Consider the following 17,442-nt stretch of genomic DNA (forward strand, 5'->3'; position numbering starts at 1 on the left):
AGAAGATATATTGAATCACTTAGCTCATACGCAAGACAGTTTTTACAGCGCACAGGAAAACCCGAAGTCGATAAAATAGAAGGACTCACTCCCGCAATTGCAATAGACCAAAAAACCACATCAAAAAACCCACGCTCAACCGTGGGGACGGTTACTGAAATATATGATTATTTAAGACTTCTGTATGCCAGAATAGGCATCCAGCACTGTCACTTATGCGGAAAAGAAATTACCCAAATGACACCTCAGGATATTATTAATGAGGTTCTTAAACTGCCAGAAGGCGCAAAAGTAATTATTTACGCTCCGCTGATTAAGGAAAAAAAGGGAGAATTTCAAGATTTACTTGAGAAACTAAGAAAAGAAGGAATAATCAGAGCGTATATTGACGAAGTGATAGTCAGACTTGATGAAGAAATTGAACTTAAAAAAACAAAAAAACACACAATAAAAGCTGTAATAGACAGAGTGGTAATAAAAGAAGAAAACAAAACCCGTATAGCAGAAGCGGTTGAAAAAGCCCTTAATAAAAGTTTCAGGGAAGTGGAAATAGAAATATTTAATGCAAAAGAACTCGGACTTGAAAAGGATTTTATACATTTTAGCGAACATATGGCGTGTTTTGATTGTAAGGTAAGCTTTGAAGAACTTGAACCCCTTGCTTTTTCATTCAACTCTCCAAAAGGTGCGTGTCCTAAATGTGACGGGCTTGGAGTGACTTATACTCTTGATATTGAAAAAGTAATTAAAGACAAACCTCTAAATAAAGGTGCTATTCCACTTGTCTGGGGATTTAATAAAAAATATTATCAGGAGTTTTTCAAAGCCCTCTGTCGCGAACTTGATATAGATATGAATAAAAGCTTTTATGAACTTGACGAATACCAAAAAAAGATAATTTTAAACGGTACGGCTTATGAAATAGAATTTACATACGGTAAACACAAAATTTCAAAAAGATGGCCGGGTCTTAGACAAATCGCACTTGATTTATATAAAGATGAAGATATGAGCGAAATTATGAGTGAAAGTGTGTGTCCTTCTTGTAAAGGATTCAGGCTAAAACCTGAAAGCCTTGCCGTAAAAGTGGCAGGAAAAACAATTGCCGAAATTATTTCTATGCCTATAAGCGAAGCGTATGAGTTTTTTAAAGACGAAAAAAATTTCTCTCACTTAAGTAATCAGGAAAAAAGAATAGCCGAGCCTATTTTAAAAGAGATACGTGAGAGACTGTTTTTCTTAGTAGATGTGGGTCTTGGATATCTCACACTTCACAGAGACGCCAGAACGATAAGCGGGGGTGAGAGCCAGAGAATCAGAATCGCAAGTCAAATCGGAAGCGGTCTTACTGGTGTTATGTATGTTTTGGATGAGCCGAGCATCGGACTTCACGAAAGAGATACGCTAAAACTTATTAACACTCTTAAAAATTTAAAAAACAAAGGAAACACCGTAATAGTTGTAGAACACGACAGAGAAACTATACTAAACGCCGATTATATCGTTGATATCGGACCGGGGGCAGGAAAATACGGCGGAGAAGTCGTATTTAGCGGAAACGTTGAAGAGCTTATGAAAAGTGACACTCAAACGGCTAAATATTTAAGATACGAAAAAGATATAAATTATCAAAAAAACCGCCCTCAAAAAGAGTGGATAGAGATAAAAAACGTAAATATCCACAATATTAAAAACCTAAACGTAAAAATCCCTCTAAGAAACCTTGTATGCGTAACTGGTGTAAGCGGTAGCGGAAAAAGCAGTCTTATTTTACAAACACTTCTGCCGGTTGCCAGGGAAATTTTAAACCACGCCCATAAAATTCAAAAAGTAAAGGGCGTGGAAATCACGGGACTAAAACAGCTCGATAAAGTAATATATCTTGACCAAAGCCCGATTGGCAGAACTCCAAGAAGTAACCCGGCAACTTATACGGGAGTTTTTGACGATATAAGAGCACTTTTTGCTTCAACCCCGGAAGCTCAGCTTAGAGGGTATACCCCGGGACGCTTTAGTTTTAACGTAAAGGGCGGAAGATGTGAAGTGTGTAAGGGTGAGGGACAGATAAAAATAGAAATGCATTTTCTTCCTGATGTAATGGTAACGTGTGAAGCTTGCGGAGGAAAAAGATACAACGAACAGACGCTTGAAATTAAATACAGAGGAAAATCAATAGCCGATGTACTTGAAATGAGCGTGGATGAAGCGTATGAGTTTTTTGAAAAAATACCAAAAATCAAACAAAAACTTCAAACCCTAAAAGACGTGGGACTTGGATATATAACTCTTGGACAAAATGCCGTAACTTTAAGCGGTGGGGAAGCTCAAAGAATTAAACTCGCAAAAGAGCTAAGCCGTAGAGACACCGGAAATACGCTTTATATTTTGGACGAACCTACAACGGGCCTTCATTTCAAAGACATTGACAATCTTATGAAAGTATTACAACATCTGGTAGATTTGGGAAATAGCGTTATAGTTATTGAACATAATCTTGATTTTATCAAAAACGCAGACTACATCATCGATATGGGACCTGAAGGCGGCAGTGGCGGCGGTAAGGTAATAGCAACAGGAAACGTAAAAGAGATAATTGAAAAATATAAAGATGTAAGCTATACGGCAAGGTATTTGGCAAAAGAGATGGAGAGAACAAAAAAATAACTCTCCTTCTTTTTTTATTAATAGATTGTGTCAGTCACTGTATAAATTAAAAAGAAAAAAAGAAGAATTAAAGAGTAAGGTCTAAAATTCTTCTTGTTCTTTCGATGTCTTCTTTTGAAGGTTTTCTTTGAGCTCCCAATTCTTTAAGAACTCTTGCAATAATTAACATTAAAGCCCCGATATATTCTGGAAGTTTTTCTTCAAGCTCTGCACTGATTGGATATTTTAGCGGTGGCACTTGCTCTAAAAATTGTAATACGTCTTGAATATCCACTTCTTCTTCAAGCTCTCTAAACTGTCTTAAAGACTCTTCAAAACCTTTTGTCACAGGCATATCCGGTTCCATAATCACATCTCTTCCGTTGTATCCTGCTTTTTCTACAGCTACAAGTAGCATATCATGAAATTTTTTTTCAATAATATCGATAATTTCGTCTGCTTTTGATTTATCTAAATCAATTCCTGCCGCTTTTCTAAATACAGCCTCTAATTTTTTAAATCCAACAACTCTTGGCATTTTTTCTCCTTTTTGTTAATTTTTTAAAATTATATCTTTTTTAGTGAAAAAAAGTCAAGTTTTATGATTTTCGTTCACTAAAATAAAAATTACACCTCCGTCACTTTTTATAAAGAACAAAAAAAGAAGCTTATTCGTTAAAGCTTCCGTAATTGAGATACTTTTCAAATCTTTTTTGAAGAAGTTCCTCTTTAGAAAGGTTTTTAAGCTTATTTACCTGCTCTAAAAAATATTTTTTAATATTTTCAGCTGTTAAATCATAGTCTTTATGAGCTCCCATTACAGGTTCTTCTATAATATCATCAATAAGCCCTAGTTCTTTAAGCTCTTCAGCGGAGATTTTTAACGCTTTGGTGGCCGTTTCGACTTTTGAGTTATCACCCCATAAAATAGCCGCACAACCTTCCGGAGAAATAACGCTAAATACAGAATATTTCAGCATAGCAAGTTTGTCGGCCACACCTATAGCCAACGCTCCCCCGCTTCCTCCCTCTCCTATTACGATTGAAACAGTAGGGGTTTTTATTCTAGAGAGTTCAAAAAGATTTCTGGCAATTGCTTCACTCTGCCCTCTCTCTTCAGCTCCAATCCCAGGAAAAGCCCCCGGAGTATCAACTAAAAAAAGAATAGGCAAATCAAATTTTTCTGCAAGTTTTGCTACACGAAGAGCTTTTCTATAACCTTCCGGATGAGGCATACCGAAATTTCTTTTAATTTTTTCTTTAGTGTTTCTTCCTTTTTCTTCCCCTATAACCACACATTTCTCATCGCCTATTTTACCTATAAAACAGATTATAGACTCATCATCCCTAAATTCCCTGTCTCCGTGAAGTTCATATTTTTCATCCATAATTCTTTTTATAATATCTATCGCATGAGGTCTGTCCGGATGACGGGCAAGAAGAAGTTTTTGATAAGGGGTTAAATTTTTAAAAGTCTTTTTTATTTCTTTTTCAAGTTCTTTTTTTAACGTTTCAACGGCATGAGTGTCGCCTTTTATTTTAGCAACGTCAATTTGTTCTTCCAGCTCGTGGAGTTTTTTTTCAAAATCAAGTACTGCCAAAATAAACCTTTACTTTACTTTTTTAAATATTACAACTCCGTTTGTTCCACCAAATCCAAAAGAGTTACTCATAGCTACATTAATTTCAGCTTCCCTGGCTTTATTTGGCACATAATCCAAATCACATTCAGGATCAGGCTCTTCATAATTAATAGTAGGAGGCATAATTCCTCTCTCCATCGCCATAAGGGTAATAACCGCCTCAATAGTCCCTGCGGCTCCAAGACAATGTCCTGTAGCCCCTTTTGTAGAACTAACAGGAGGACAGTTTTCTTTAGAGCCGAAAAGTTTCTTAATTGCCATCGTTTCATACAAATCATTGTATTTAGTAGATGTTCCGTGAGCGTTAATATAATCTATTTTAGGACGTCCTGCCATTTCATAAGCCATCTTCATAGCCCTATAAGCACCCTCACCTCCGGAAGCAGGAGTTGTAATATGATTTGCATCTCCGCTTTCACCAACTCCTATAATTTCAGCATAAATTTTAGCCCCTCTTTTTACTGCGTCTTCATATTTTTCCAAAATCAAACAAGCTCCCCCTTCTCCCATTACAAATCCGTCTCTTTTAGCATCAAAAGGCCTGCTGGCATGAGCTGGGTCGTCGTTTCTGGTAGAAAGGGCTTTCATAGCCGCAAATCCTCCAACTCCCACCGGACAGATACAGGCTTCCCCGGCCACCACCATCATCTTATCGGCCATTCCGGCTTTTATTGTTTTATAAGCTTCGGTAATTGCATGAGTCCCCGCTGCGCACGCCGTAACACTTGCAAGATTAGGCCCTTTTAATCCATATTCTATTGAAGTAAATCCCCCAAGCATATTCACAAGAGCACTCGGAATAAAAAACGGAGATATTCTTCTAGGACCTCTTGTTTCTACTATAACGCTTGCTTTTTCAATTACAGGAAGCCCGCCAATACCGCTTGCTGCGCTAATACCGAATTTTTCCCCCTCATACTCTTTAAGACCGCTATCTTCCATAGCCTCTTTTGCAGCCGCAAGTCCAAGCTGAATAAATCTATCGGCTTTTTTAACTTCTTTTGGGTCCATAACTGTTTTCGGGTCAAATCCTTTTACCTCTCCGGCTATCTGAGAAGCAAAACCTTCAGGGTCAAAATGAGTTATTTTATCTATTCCTGTTTTCCCGTCGATTATATTATTAAAGCTCTCATCTTTAGTTAACCCTACCGAGTTAATCATACCTATACCAGTTACAACAACTCTCATTAATATCCTTTATGCCTTAAAATATGAAGATATGAAGATAATCTAATTTATCCTCATATCTTCATATTGAAATCAAAAAAGCGAAAAAATTAACTTTTCGCCTTTTCTATATAATCTACAACGTCTTGAACAGTTTGAATTTTTTCAGCTTCGCTATCTGGAATTTCTATTTCGAATTTTTCTTCTAAAGCCATAATCATTTCTACTACGTCAAGACTGTCAGCTCCCAAATCCTCTACAAATTTAGCTTCCGGTTTTACTTCTTCAGGACTAACATTTAACTGCTCTACGATTACTTCTTTTACTTCATCAAATAACGCCATTTTGTCTCCTTTTATTTTTTATTTCAGCATTTTAGCATAAAATAATAAAAATGTGAAAATTAACATTCATATCACATATACATTCCGCCGTTCACTTTTAACGTTTCCCCTGTAATATAACTGGCCTCGTCGCTTAATAAAAAGGCCACTGCATTTGCAACCTCAACGGGTTTTGCAAGTCTTTTTAAAGGAATTTTATTTAAAAGTTCCGTTTTAACTTTTTCAGGAAGATTTTTAGTCATATCGGTATCAATAAATCCCGGAGTTACGCTGTTAAATCTTATATTTCTAACAGCCCCTTCAAGAGCAAACGTTTTAGTCATAGCAATTACTCCGCCTTTACTTGCTACATAATTCGCCTGACCTATATTTCCGGTTTCTCCAACAATACTAGCCACATTTACTACACTTCCAAATCTTTTTTTGCCCATAACTTTTAGCGCTTCGCGGCATCCTATAAAAGTGGATGTAAGATTAGCGTCTATAACTTTTCTAAAATCCTCAACACTCATTCTCATAGCAAGTTTATCGTTTGTAATTCCGGCATTATTTACAAGATAGCTAAGCTCTCCGTCACTGTCTACAATAGTTTTAACAGCATCGACAAAAGCCGCTTCGTTACTTACGTCAAATCCGATAACCGCGGCTTCTCCCCCGGCATTTTCTATTTCCTCTTTTAATTTATCGGCAAGTTCGGCACTGCTTTTATAGTTTATCCAAACTTTAAGTCCTTTTTTTGCAAGAACTCTCGCGATTTCAGCCCCTATTCCTCTGCTAGCTCCAGTTATTAAAACATTTTTTCCGCTAAATGTCATAATAAGTCCTTTTTTTGTTAAAATTTTACCCAAAAAAGGCCGTTAAGTGTTATATTATCTCCATGAATTAGGATTGAATATTTTTCATTACATATCGGTAAGGGCTATTATAGCTTTCTTTTTATCGTTTATACTGACAATATCTTTTATGCCCAAATTTATAAAATGGGCAAAAAGTAAAGTAACACAGCCTATTTTTGAATTAGCCCCTCAAAATCATAAACAAAAATCAAAAACTCCAACTATGGGAGGAGTGGTATTTATTGTCTCAGCGCTAATAGCGACAATTATCAGCGCAAAATATAATTTTTTCGTTATTACCGCTATTTTAACGGCCTTAGGGTTTATGACTATAGGAATAATAGACGACCTTGGTAAAATCCTTCAAAAAAACAACCAGGCCGGTTTACTGCCTAAACAAAAATTTGCTCTTCAGTGGCTAGTGGCGCTTATAATAACAGCAGGTTTATATATTTACGGTTTTGATACCAACTTTTATATTCCTTTTTATAAATATCCCCTGTTTGATATGAAAATATTTGCCGTTATATTTTGGTCTTTTATTATAGTTGCTATGAGTAATGCCGTAAATCTAACAGACGGTCTTGACGGACTCGCAACCATTCCAAGCGTATTTTCATTAATGACTCTGCTTATCTTTTCATATCTTATGGGAAACGTTATTTTCAGTAAATATCTTTTTTTACCTTACGAAGCCGGTATAGGAGAAGTTGCTATTTTTGCAAGTGCCCTTATAGGAAGTCTTCTTGGATTTTTATGGTATAACGCAAATCCGGCCGAAGTATTTATGGGAGACAGCGGAAGTCTCAGCATCGGAGCTTCAATTGGATATATATCCGTTTTGACAAAGACGGAAATTCTTTTAACCCTTATAGGATTCGTATTTATTCTCGAAACAGTATCGGTTATTTTACAGGTGGGCTCTTTTAAAACAAGAGGAAAAAGAATATTCAAAATGGCTCCGATACATCACCATTTCGAACTTTTAGGATGGAATGAAAACAAAATCACTATTAGGTTTTGGATTATAGCCCTAATCGCAAACATTATCGCTATATTAAGTATAAAATTAAGATAGGAGAAAACCATGGAAGAGATTAAAACAGAAAACGAAAAATTAAAAGCCGAACTTAAAATATTCAAAATAAGGGCTCTTAAAGAAAAAATAATTCTTATAGGTGTCAGTTTGCTTATAATAGCGGAAATAATACTTCTTTTTTCTTTTTTTAAAAACAATTTTTCAACTTACACAAAACCCTCAAAACCTTACATAGCTGTCATTAACATAAATAAAACAATTACGGTGGATTACATAAATTCCATTACAAAAAAAATGGATTCTTTATTAAAAGACAAAAACTGCAAAGAGTTTTTATTGATATTTAATACCCCAGGAGGCAGTCCGAGCGCCAGTGACGAATTCAACGCTTATCTTAAATACGTAAATAAAAAGAAAAAAGTAAACGTTTATGTAGAAAGCATGGCTGCAAGCGGAGGGTATTATATTATCAGCGCAATAAAACCAATCGTTGCAAACAAAAATGCGGTGGTAGGAAGTATCGGGGTTATTATGCCTCACTTCGTATTAAAAAAACTTGCCGATAAAATAGGCGTAGAAGAAGATTCTTTAGCAATAGGAAAATATAAACAGCCCGTTTCATGGTTTAGAAAATTTAACGAAAAAGATAAAGAATATCTTAAAAAGCACCTTTTACTTCCCACATATGAAAATTTCTTAAAAACAGTGGCAAAAGACAGAAACATATCCATAAAAACCCTTAAAAAATACGCGGACGGTAAAATTTACGTAGCAAGTATAGTCAAAGGAATTTTAGTGGATGAAATTTCCACGCTTAGTGCATTTAAAGAAAAAATTAAACAAAAACAAAAAAACATTCAGTTTGTGGACATATCTCTTGAAAAAAGAAAAGTCCCGTTTTTCAACATTAAAGTCTCAAGCGATATAGGCAAAGCTTTAAAGGAAATAGTAAAATGACAAAAAGCCTCTTTGGATACGGAATAACTACAAAAGCAATCTCAAAAGAGGGAGGATGGCATATATACGACGACAGCTTTAAAAATATTTCAAAAGACATTTACGGCAACACCCTTTTACCCTCTTCCCGATTTAACCCTGAAAACTCTTATCTTGAAATCACATCCCCGGGAATTCCTCCTTATCATACTCTTATACAAAAAGCAAAAAACCTTATAAGCGAATTTGATTATTTTTTTGAAAGAGCGCCCTTTCAAATATGGATTACAGGTACTAACGGAAAAACCACAACCACCCAAATGATACATCATTTATTAAAAGATATTTCCGATATAGGAGGAAATATAGGGATTCCATTAGCCGATATGGACATTAATAAAAAAATATGGATAATAGAAGCCAGCAGTTTTCAACTTTTTTACACAAAAACGGCAAAACCTGATATATTCGTAATACTCCCTTTAAAAGAAGACCATCTTTCATGGCATGGAAATTTTGAAAATTACGTAAAAGCAAAACTCTCCCCTCTTAAAAGAATGACCCAAAGAGACGTTGTTATTCTTCCACAAGAGTTTGAACACTACCCTACTAAAGCCTATAAAATAACCTATAAAAACGAAGATGATTTAATAAAACGGTTTAGCTTTAAAAATAACTTTTTTCAACCTCCTTTTTTACTTGATGAGGTTTTGGCAAAAAGCGTGTATTACATTTTAAATTTTAAAGAAAAAAGTCTAAAAGATTTTCAAATAGACCCTCATAAAATGGAAGAAATAACCGACTCAAAAAACAGAACATGGATAAATGACAGTAAAGCCACAAATATCGACGCTTCTTTAAACGCTTTAAAAAGATTTCAAAATAAACGAATTTATCTCATAATAGGCGGAGACACAAAAGGACAAAACTTTAGCCCGCTTTTTAAATTTATGAAAAATTTAAATATCCGTCTATTTATAATAGGGGAAAATACAGATATTTTTGAAAACCTGTCTAAAAAACACAATATACCTTATGAAATTTCAAAAACCGTTCAAAACGCCGTAAATTCCATAGATAAAATTCACAATAAACATTCCGTAGCAATCTTAAGCCCTGCGTGTGCAAGTTTTGACCAATTCAATAGTTATAAGGAAAGAGGAGAAATTTTTAAAAGTTTGGTTTTTAAAGTTTAAACTGTTTAATCTCTTCTAAGATTTTATTTGCCAATCTTTCAATATCTGTTATATTTTTTTCATTTTGAATAATTTTTTCTTTATTCTCTTCGGAAATTGTTTCTACTTTTTTCATATCATTTATAAATTCTTTCATAGTATTTACAATCACATTTATCTCTTCCGCAAATAAATCGATATTCTTAATAGCTTCGTTCATTTTCTCCGAAACAAGATTTATTTCATCTTTTAAATTTTCAGTTTTTAAAGACAGTTCATTTATATGCCCGGAACTCTCCTGCATTTGAGAACTTGTATCTATTATTTCCTGAATTACTGAATTTATCGTAGATTCTATATTAACCAGACTTTTTTGAGTCCTCTCAGCCAGCTTTCTTATCTCATCCGCCACAACGGCAAATCCCCTTCCATGCTCACCCGCTCTTGCCGCTTCAATTGCAGCATTTAACGCTAAAAGATTTGTCTGGTCAGATATTTCTTTTATTACGTTTAAAATACTGTTTACGTTTTCCGCTTCTTGAGAAAGTGTTTGAAGTTTTTGAGCAAGCTCATTTTCATCCTGAGCACTTTTTTGAATGTCTCTTATCGTCTCTTTAAAACTTTCTGTCGTTTTTAAAAGCACATCGTAAACTTCATGCATAAATTTTTTAATTTCTTCAAGATTTTGACTCTCTTCTACAATTTTTCCGCTTAAATCCGAAGCCTTTGAATAAGCGTTTTCCACAATATGATTTTGTTTTATTATTGCATTAATAATATCTTTGAAAGCTTTTTTTAATTTTTCAACAGCCACTTTATTCTGTTCAGCGCTCTGTTTAGAATTAATAATAAATTCTTTTACAACGTCTAAAAACTTTCTTAACGCCTCTTTTACATCTCTAAATTCGGTAAAATCATTAACATCGATTGAAGCGGCAAGATTTTTACTTCTTGCCAATTCATAAATAAACTCTTCGGTTTCTTCAAGTCTCCTTGAAAGAAAATAAGCCGAAAGAAATATTATTATCAATAAAATTAATGTAAAAAAGCTCAAAACAATATAAATTAAAGCATCGCTTGAAAGGGTTTCTAAATCTTTTTTGATAAGTTCGGCTATTTTATCATCCATCTGTTTTAAAAGATTTATTTTTTGAGTAATTACTTTAAACCATGTTTCAGGATTTACATGATAATTACTCTCTTTTGACAAAATAAGACTTCTGTACTCTTCAACTTTTATAAAAGGCTCTTTTTTTATCGTTTTAAAATACATATTTTTCATTTCATCATTAGCCGTAGCCAAAAAAGCGTCAAAATATGTTTTTTGCTCGGTAATCAATCTAACAAATTTAATTAATAAAGGTTTTGTTATTTTATCTTTTCCAAAGATAACGCTTCCAACAGCCCTTTCAATACCGGCCCTTTCTTTTGCTTTTAAAAAGTTCGTATAAGAATTCAAATCAAGGGCTATAATCTTTTCAGGAGCAAGCTTGGCACTTACGGAAATTATATCCAAAATAACTTTATTCAGTGAAGTATACCATTTAACCTCTTCTTTAAAAGAGATTTCTAAATTTGAAACCTTATTTCTCATCTCATTCAACTTCCTCAAATAACTGTTTAAGATTTCTATTTTTTCTTTAAGTTCAGGTGGAAATTTCGAATAATCTATTGTTTTAAGCATTTTTTCTAATTTTTTTATTTTTTCGTCCGTAAGCTCTCTTTGGCGGGGTAGCATATCGGCAAACTTTTTTCCTTTAGAAGCCAAAAAACCGGCACTCATACCTCTTTCTTTTTGGGTTTCGTGAATAAGTTCGCTTAAAGTTTTACTCAAATTAATTAAAACTTCAAGCTTTTTATTATTATCTATAAAAACAATCTGATTATAAACTTCTCTTCCTATGTTGATACCCACAACTACCATACTTATAAAAATTACAGCCATAAGTTTGCGTAACGTTAAAACACTGATTTTCATTCTTTTACCCTTCTTTTTTTATTAAAAAAATCTTAACACCTTTTATTTTTTTTGTCAAGATAAATAAAGTGAGTAAATCAATCAAAATATTTAAGCTGATCTTAAGAAATAAAAAGTATAATTTCATTCCAAGCCTCGGTAGCTCAGTCGGTAGAGCAAGGGACTGAAAATCCCTGTGTCGGCGGTTCGATTCCGTCCCGAGGCACCACTTAATTATTTATTCAAAAAAAAGTGTCAGTTGCTTAAAAACAAAAAAGGTTTCTTTTTATCTAAAAAACACATTAACTTTTTAAATTCCTCATGAAAATAATATAAATACCTATACTTTTCATAACTATTCCAAACTTTTTTATAATTATTTTTACCTCTTTTTTTAAGTTCTAAAAAGACAACCGCATTAATAAATTCCCTGTAAACATTTTTATAAGGATGCGAAGTTTTCCTTATAGTATGCATACCTTTCTACACATCTCAAACTAGGGCTGTTTCATACTGAAAAATTTAAGTAACGAAAAAGTAAAAATATGACAGCATTGCGAATTTTAACGAAAATTTTGCGTAAAAAAAAAGTGCGTCTACCCGTCAGGGCGCTTTACAGGCGTATGAAGTGCAAGTTTACACATTTTCATCGCCGTGCGAGCCTAAAAACGACAAGCAGTTGTCGTTTTTTTAACGGCTCTCCCGTTTGCACTTTTTAGCAAAATTTGAGTGTTGCGTAAGCAAAAAGAAGCACAGAGCTGTCATATTTTTATCTTTGTAGTTTAGTATGAAATAATCCTACCTTTTTGCCATTATGGAAAATGTGTAGAAAGGTATGTATAGTATGCCAATATTCTTCAAGCACTTCATGAGCTTCATAATATTTTCATAAAATGATAAGTTCTTTAAATTTTTTAAAAATTCCCATATAATTTCCTTTAAAAAGAAGGTTTTTTTATGATTAATATAGTAACGGCTCTAAAAATAGAAGCTGCTCCGATTATAGAATATTTTAACTTAAAAGCTACAGGAGAAATATATCAAAATAATGAAATAAATTTAATAATTACTGGAAGCGGAAAAGTAAAAAGCGCAATAAACACAGCCTTACTGCTTCAAAAAAAAACCTATCCCACCATAAATATAGGAATAGCCGGCAGCAACAAACATCCTGTAGGCAGCAGCTTTTTTATCCATAAAATAACAGATACCGATACAGATTTTGAATACTATCCCGATTTTTTTGAAGAACCATCAGAAGAAATTTTTACCATATCTAAACCCCAAAAATATTTTCCGCTGGTAGATATGGAAAGCAGCGGTTTTTTTGAAGCTGCTTATAAGTTTTTAAGTGTAGAAAAAATCATCCTTTATAAAATAGTAAGTGATACTCCAAATAAACCTTTTAATAAAGACATTGTTCCAAAACTGATAAAGAAGTCTTTTCCCATAATCAAATATCTTATAAAAAGATTTCAAAACCCAACATCATTTCCAGATATAGAAGAAAAAATAAAAAACCTTTACCTAACACAAACTCAAAAAGCCAAATTAAAAGAACTTTTAACTTATATGCATATAAAAAACATTCCTTTTCCAAATATTCCTAAAACCAACAATAAAAAAGAAACACAATTATTTATAGAAAAATTAAAAAAGAGCCTGTTATGATTTTATATATAGAAAAAAAAGCCTTAAATTATCCCATTACCCAATCAATCATAACAAAATTTAATCCAAAAATAATTTTAATAAACCACTACAAAGATATCTTTAACAGATTTCATCAAAATTTTAATTATCAAAAATCAAAAAACGCTTTAATATTAGCCGTAAAAGAGAATACCGTTTTTTATAAAGGAAGTAAATTCTGTAACAATAGAGGATTCAAAAATTTTTATTATTCAACCCAGATTTTAGGCTGTATTTATAACTGCGAATACTGCTATTTAGGCGGAATGTATCCATGCGGTTATCCTGTTATATTTGTCAATGAAGATGATTTTATCAATAACGCTTCAAAACTAAAAAACGCATATATTCCCATCAGCTATGAAACAGACCTTTTAGCGTTTGAAGGAATTTATCCATTTCATAAAAAGTGGATAGAACTGGCCTCAAAAAGAGAAGACTTATTAATAGAAAGCAGAACAAAATCCGCAAATACGGATAAACTTCCCGACAACCCCCCTAAAAATTTTTTACTCGGATTTTCTCTTTCTCCCAAAGAAGTTACAAAATTTGAAAAAAAAGCTCCTTCTTTAGAAAAAAGAATCAAAGCGATAAAAAAAGCTTTACAAAAAAATTATACAGTGGAAATAGCAATAGACCCGGTAATAAAAGTAGATAATTACAAAGAAGTATATAAAAATTTTATCTCATTTCTAAAAAAAGAACTGGATTTAGATAAAATCCATATAGAAATAGGAAGTTTCAGAATGAATAAAGACTTTTTAAAACGTTTAAGGAAGATACATCTAAGCGAAGTTACATGGTATCCGTATGAAATAAAAAACAAAGAAGCAAGATATAAAGACGAAAAAGATATTATAGATTTTATCAAAGGCTTAATATGAAAATAATTTTAACAGGCGCTAGCAGCGGCATAGGTGCGGCTATAAAAAAAGAGCTTAAAGAATACGAAATAATAGAAATTTGCAGAAACTGCCGACACAGTGTAAATTTAAACAACATAGATATTGTAAAAAAACTGAAATTTGATAATGTTTACGGAATAATTCATAATGCAGGCATCGGATATTTCGGTCAGTTTGAAGACATTGCAGTTTCTAAAATAGAAGAGATGATAAACGTAAATTTTTTATCTCCTATGATTTTAACCAAAAACCACCTAAAAGATATTAAAAAAAACAGAGGATTTATTATTAACATTTCATCAACATCAGCCATACACCCGGCAAGGCAGGGAGTAGTATACGGAGCTACAAAAGCCGCATTAAGACATTTTGGAATTTCATTATTTGAAGAAGTAAGAAAATACGGCGTTAAAGTTTGTAACATAATACCGGATTTAACGCTGACAAACTTTCATTCCAATACTTTTTTTAAACCGTCTTCAGAAGAACTAGCACACCTAAAACCTGATGACATAGCAAAAATAGTCAAAAATATAATAGAATCTCCAAAACATTTAGTTATTCAGGAAATAATATTAAAGCCTCAAATATTTAAATTAGAGAAAAATTAAGCCACTCCTTAGCTTTTATTCTAAGCTCTTCCGGATTATCACTTGCAAAAAGTTTAATGGTAGAATCAAATTTAGGTAAAAGATTATATTGTTCTTTTAATAATTCAACAATAGCCTGACCTGAATGAATAAGTTTAGCATTTGGAAAATGCTTTTTAAAAGAAGAAGATAAAAAAGGATAATGGGTACATCCCAAAATAATAATATCTATATTTTCTTTTTTTATATCGGAAAAATATATTTCAAAAACATCATCTACTAATTTTCCCTCAACAAACCCTTCCTCTACCAAAGGAACAAAAAGAGGCGTTGCTTTAGAGAGAATATTTTTAAAACCTTTCTTAAGTAATAAATTTTGATATTTGCCAGAATTAATAGTTCTCTTAGTTCCTACCAATAAAATATTTGAATTTTTATCCTCTTTTTCCACAGCTTTTACTCCTGCTTCTATTACCCCTACAACAGGAAAAGAAGCCTCTTTTTTAAGCTCTTCTATAGCTACTGAACTGGCTGAATTACAAGCTACAACCAAAAATTCAATATCAAAATTTTTTAAAAACTCAAGAGCCTCAAGAGAATATCTTATTATTGTGGATTCGTTTTTGTTACCATAAGGTACCCTTGCCGTATCTCCAAAATATATTATTTCTTTAAAAAATCCGGCTCTTAAAAGCTCTTTTGCTACACTAAGACCGCCTACACCGCTGTCAAAAACACCGCATCTATTCATTAATAGCGTTTAAAAACTCTCTATTATTTTTAGTTTTAAGCATTTTGGAATAAAGAAGTTTAAGAGCTTCTATTTCATCCATTTCGCTTATTATGTTTCTTATAGCCCATACTTTTGCAAGCTCTTCAGGAGTTAATAAAAGTTCTTCTTTTCTTGTTCCTGATTTAAGTAAATCGATTGCCGGATAAATTCTTCTATCTGCTATTCTTCTGCTAAGAACGGCTTCCATATTCCCCGTTCCTTTAAATTCTTCAAAAATAACTTCATCCATTTTTGAACCAGTATCTATTAAAGCAGTGGCTATAATAGTTAAACTACCGCCTTCTTCTATATTTCTTGCAGCTCCAAAAAACCTTTTAGGTTTATGTAGGGCATTAGCATCAACACCGCCGCTTAATACTTTACCGCTTGCAGGCGTTACAGCATTATAAGCACGAGCCAACCTTGTAATAGAATCAAGCAAAATAACCACATCTTTTCCCATCTCGACCATTCTTTTCGCTTTTTCTATCACAAGTTCGGCTACTCTTACATGATTTTGAGCCGGCTTATCAAAAGTAGAACTAAAAACCTCTCCTTTTACACTTCTTTGCATATCAGTAACTTCTTCCGGTCTTTCATCCACTAAAAGAACCATAAGTTCCACTTCAGGATGATTTTTAGTAATTCCATGGGCAATCTCTTTTAAAAAGACCGTTTTACCGCTTCTTGGAGGCGCAACAACTAATCCCCTTTGACCTTTACCTATAGGAGCGAATAAATCTAAAACCCTTCCCGTTAATTTAGTAGGTTCATATTCAAGTTTTAATTTTTCATTAGGATATAAAGGAGTTAAATTATCAAAAAGAGGTCTGTTTTTAGCTTCTTCAGGAGGAAGATAATTAACAGCTTCTATTTTTAAAAGAGCATAATATTTTTCCTGGTCTTTAGGAGGTCTGACCTGTCCCGTAACTATATCACCAGTACGAAGAGCAAATCTTCTTATTTGGGTTTGAGATACGTACACATCATTTACCGAGTTTTCAAAATTTCCTCCTATACTTCTTAAAAAGCCATACCCGTCAGGCATTATCTCTAAAATACCGGTAAATAACAGATAACCTCCCTGTTGTACCTGAGCTTTTAAAATTTCAAACATTAAATCCTGGCGTTTATATTCCTGAGGATTTTCCACTCCTAACTTTTTGGCTATTTCTATTAACTCATCTGTAGGCATTTGACGAAGCTGTTCAATAGTATAACCTTCTACAGGTATATGAGTTCGTTGTTTTTTATCTTCTGTAGATAAAGATTTTTCTCCATTTTGTTCTATAGTTTTATTCTCTTTTTCCATGCGATTTTATCCTTTTGAAGATTATTTGAAGAGTTGAAGGTAACAAAACATTTATTGAGATTTTAATTAAAATATTAACTTTTGTCAAGCAAGGATTATTTCGGTACTTAGGAAATACGCTCAACAAGAGCGCAAATTTTTAACATTTCGTAAAAGCTAAAAAGAGCAAATATATCAGTAGCGATTAAAAGAAATGCGGAGCAAAAGTGCCAGACTCTTTAGAACGAACAAAGGATTAAAGACAGAATATTAAGGGTTAAAGTAAAGATTAGCTAAGGTAAATTCAAGAGGTTAAAAGTATACACTATAAATCCTAGCGGGGACCTACTTTCCCACATCCGTAAGGATGCAGTATCATCAGCGCTGTAGGGCTTAACTTCCTGGTTCGAAATGGTTCAGGGTGTCTCCCCTACGCTTTTCCCACTAGGATT

At 33.2% G+C, this 17,442-nt stretch carries 15 protein-coding genes, 1 tRNA gene and 1 rRNA gene; 8 read left to right on the forward strand and 9 right to left on the reverse strand.

Features of this window, described 5'->3' with window-relative positions:
• On the forward strand, positions 1-2,664 hold a 2,664-nt coding region (gene uvrA, locus ACXJH6_RS07005), incomplete at its 5' end, for an excinuclease ABC subunit UvrA (protein WP_456471042.1).
• 67 nt (positions 2,665-2,731) lie between these two features.
• On the opposite strand, the gene ACXJH6_RS07010 is transcribed toward uvrA, so the two are convergent.
• The 5 genes from ACXJH6_RS07010 to fabG form a co-directional block, all read right to left on the reverse strand.
• Entirely contained in the window at positions 2,732-3,181 is a 450-nt protein-coding gene (locus tag ACXJH6_RS07010) for a DUF1931 family protein (RefSeq protein ID WP_456471043.1), read from the reverse strand.
• A 130-nt stretch (positions 3,182-3,311) separates the two neighbouring features.
• Positions 3,312-4,247, reverse strand: a complete 936-nt coding sequence (gene accA / locus ACXJH6_RS07015; RefSeq protein WP_456471056.1) for an acetyl-CoA carboxylase carboxyl transferase subunit alpha — start codon at positions 4,245-4,247, stop codon at positions 3,312-3,314.
• A gap of 6 nt (positions 4,248-4,253) precedes the next feature.
• Entirely contained in the window at positions 4,254-5,474 is a 1,221-nt protein-coding gene (locus ACXJH6_RS07020; protein ID WP_456471044.1) for a beta-ketoacyl-ACP synthase II, read from the reverse strand.
• An 89-nt stretch (positions 5,475-5,563) separates the two neighbouring features.
• The gene (gene acpP / locus ACXJH6_RS07025; protein ID WP_456471045.1) at positions 5,564-5,797 is read right to left on the reverse strand and encodes an acyl carrier protein; all 234 of its coding nucleotides are present in this window, start codon (positions 5,795-5,797) and stop codon (positions 5,564-5,566) included.
• Between the two features lie 71 nt (positions 5,798-5,868).
• Positions 5,869-6,612, reverse strand: coding sequence for a 3-oxoacyl-ACP reductase FabG (fabG, locus tag ACXJH6_RS07030; RefSeq protein WP_456471046.1), 744 nt, complete (start codon positions 6,610-6,612; stop codon positions 5,869-5,871).
• A gap of 46 nt (positions 6,613-6,658) precedes the next feature.
• On the opposite strand from fabG, the gene mraY reads away from it, so the two are divergent.
• Genes mraY through murD form a run of 3 tightly spaced genes read left to right on the forward strand, consistent with a single transcriptional unit; the run spans position 6,659 to position 9,804 of the window.
• Positions 6,659-7,711, forward strand: coding sequence for a phospho-N-acetylmuramoyl-pentapeptide-transferase (gene mraY, locus ACXJH6_RS07035; protein WP_456471047.1), 1,053 nt, complete (start codon positions 6,659-6,661; stop codon positions 7,709-7,711).
• A gap of 9 nt (positions 7,712-7,720) precedes the next feature.
• The gene (gene sppA / locus ACXJH6_RS07040) at positions 7,721-8,629 is read left to right on the forward strand and encodes a signal peptide peptidase SppA (RefSeq protein ID WP_456471048.1); all 909 of its coding nucleotides are present in this window, start codon (positions 7,721-7,723) and stop codon (positions 8,627-8,629) included.
• On the forward strand, positions 8,626-9,804 hold the full coding sequence (murD, locus tag ACXJH6_RS07045; RefSeq protein ID WP_456471049.1) for a UDP-N-acetylmuramoyl-L-alanine--D-glutamate ligase: 1,179 nt from the start codon (positions 8,626-8,628) through the stop codon (positions 9,802-9,804). The genes sppA and murD overlap by 4 nt, the downstream gene beginning before the upstream one ends.
• On the opposite strand, the gene ACXJH6_RS07050 is transcribed toward murD, so the two are convergent.
• Complete coding sequence (locus ACXJH6_RS07050; protein ID WP_456471050.1) at positions 9,794-11,761, reverse strand: methyl-accepting chemotaxis protein; 1,968 nt, start codon at positions 11,759-11,761, stop codon at positions 9,794-9,796. The genes murD and ACXJH6_RS07050 overlap by 11 nt on opposite strands.
• A 132-nt stretch (positions 11,762-11,893) precedes the next feature.
• Here ACXJH6_RS07050 and ACXJH6_RS07055 point away from each other — a divergent pair.
• From ACXJH6_RS07055 to ACXJH6_RS07070, 4 genes are all read left to right on the forward strand, one after another.
• Positions 11,894-11,969: transfer RNA gene (locus tag ACXJH6_RS07055), tRNA-Phe, on the forward strand.
• A gap of 728 nt (positions 11,970-12,697) precedes the next feature.
• Positions 12,698-13,411 (forward strand): 5'-methylthioadenosine/S-adenosylhomocysteine nucleosidase family protein, encoded by a 714-nt coding sequence (locus ACXJH6_RS07060; protein ID WP_456471051.1) that lies wholly within the window; start codon positions 12,698-12,700, stop codon positions 13,409-13,411.
• Positions 13,408-14,316: an SPL family radical SAM protein gene (locus ACXJH6_RS07065; protein ID WP_456471052.1), complete on the forward strand. Its 909-nt coding sequence runs from the start codon at positions 13,408-13,410 to the stop codon at positions 14,314-14,316. The genes ACXJH6_RS07060 and ACXJH6_RS07065 overlap by 4 nt, the downstream gene beginning before the upstream one ends.
• Positions 14,313-14,948, forward strand: a complete 636-nt coding sequence (locus tag ACXJH6_RS07070; protein WP_456471053.1) for an SDR family oxidoreductase — start codon at positions 14,313-14,315, stop codon at positions 14,946-14,948. Before ACXJH6_RS07065 ends, ACXJH6_RS07070 begins: the two co-directional genes overlap by 4 nt.
• Here the strand turns inward: ACXJH6_RS07070 and murI are convergent.
• The 3 genes from murI to rrf all read right to left on the reverse strand — a co-directional run bounded on the left by murI (position 14,929) and on the right by rrf (position 17,439).
• A complete protein-coding gene (murI, locus tag ACXJH6_RS07075; protein WP_456471054.1) occupies positions 14,929-15,678 on the reverse strand; it encodes a glutamate racemase in 750 nt (249 codons plus the stop codon). The two genes, ACXJH6_RS07070 and murI, sit on opposite strands and share 20 nt — an antisense overlap.
• Positions 15,671-17,011, reverse strand: coding sequence for a transcription termination factor Rho (gene rho, locus ACXJH6_RS07080; RefSeq protein WP_456471055.1), 1,341 nt, complete (start codon positions 17,009-17,011; stop codon positions 15,671-15,673). Before rho ends, murI begins: the two co-directional genes overlap by 8 nt.
• A 311-nt stretch (positions 17,012-17,322) precedes the next feature.
• Positions 17,323-17,439: ribosomal RNA gene (gene rrf, locus ACXJH6_RS07085) — 5S ribosomal RNA — on the reverse strand.
• Positions 17,440-17,442 lie beyond the last annotated feature (3 nt).

The organism is Caminibacter sp. (assembly GCF_053999135.1).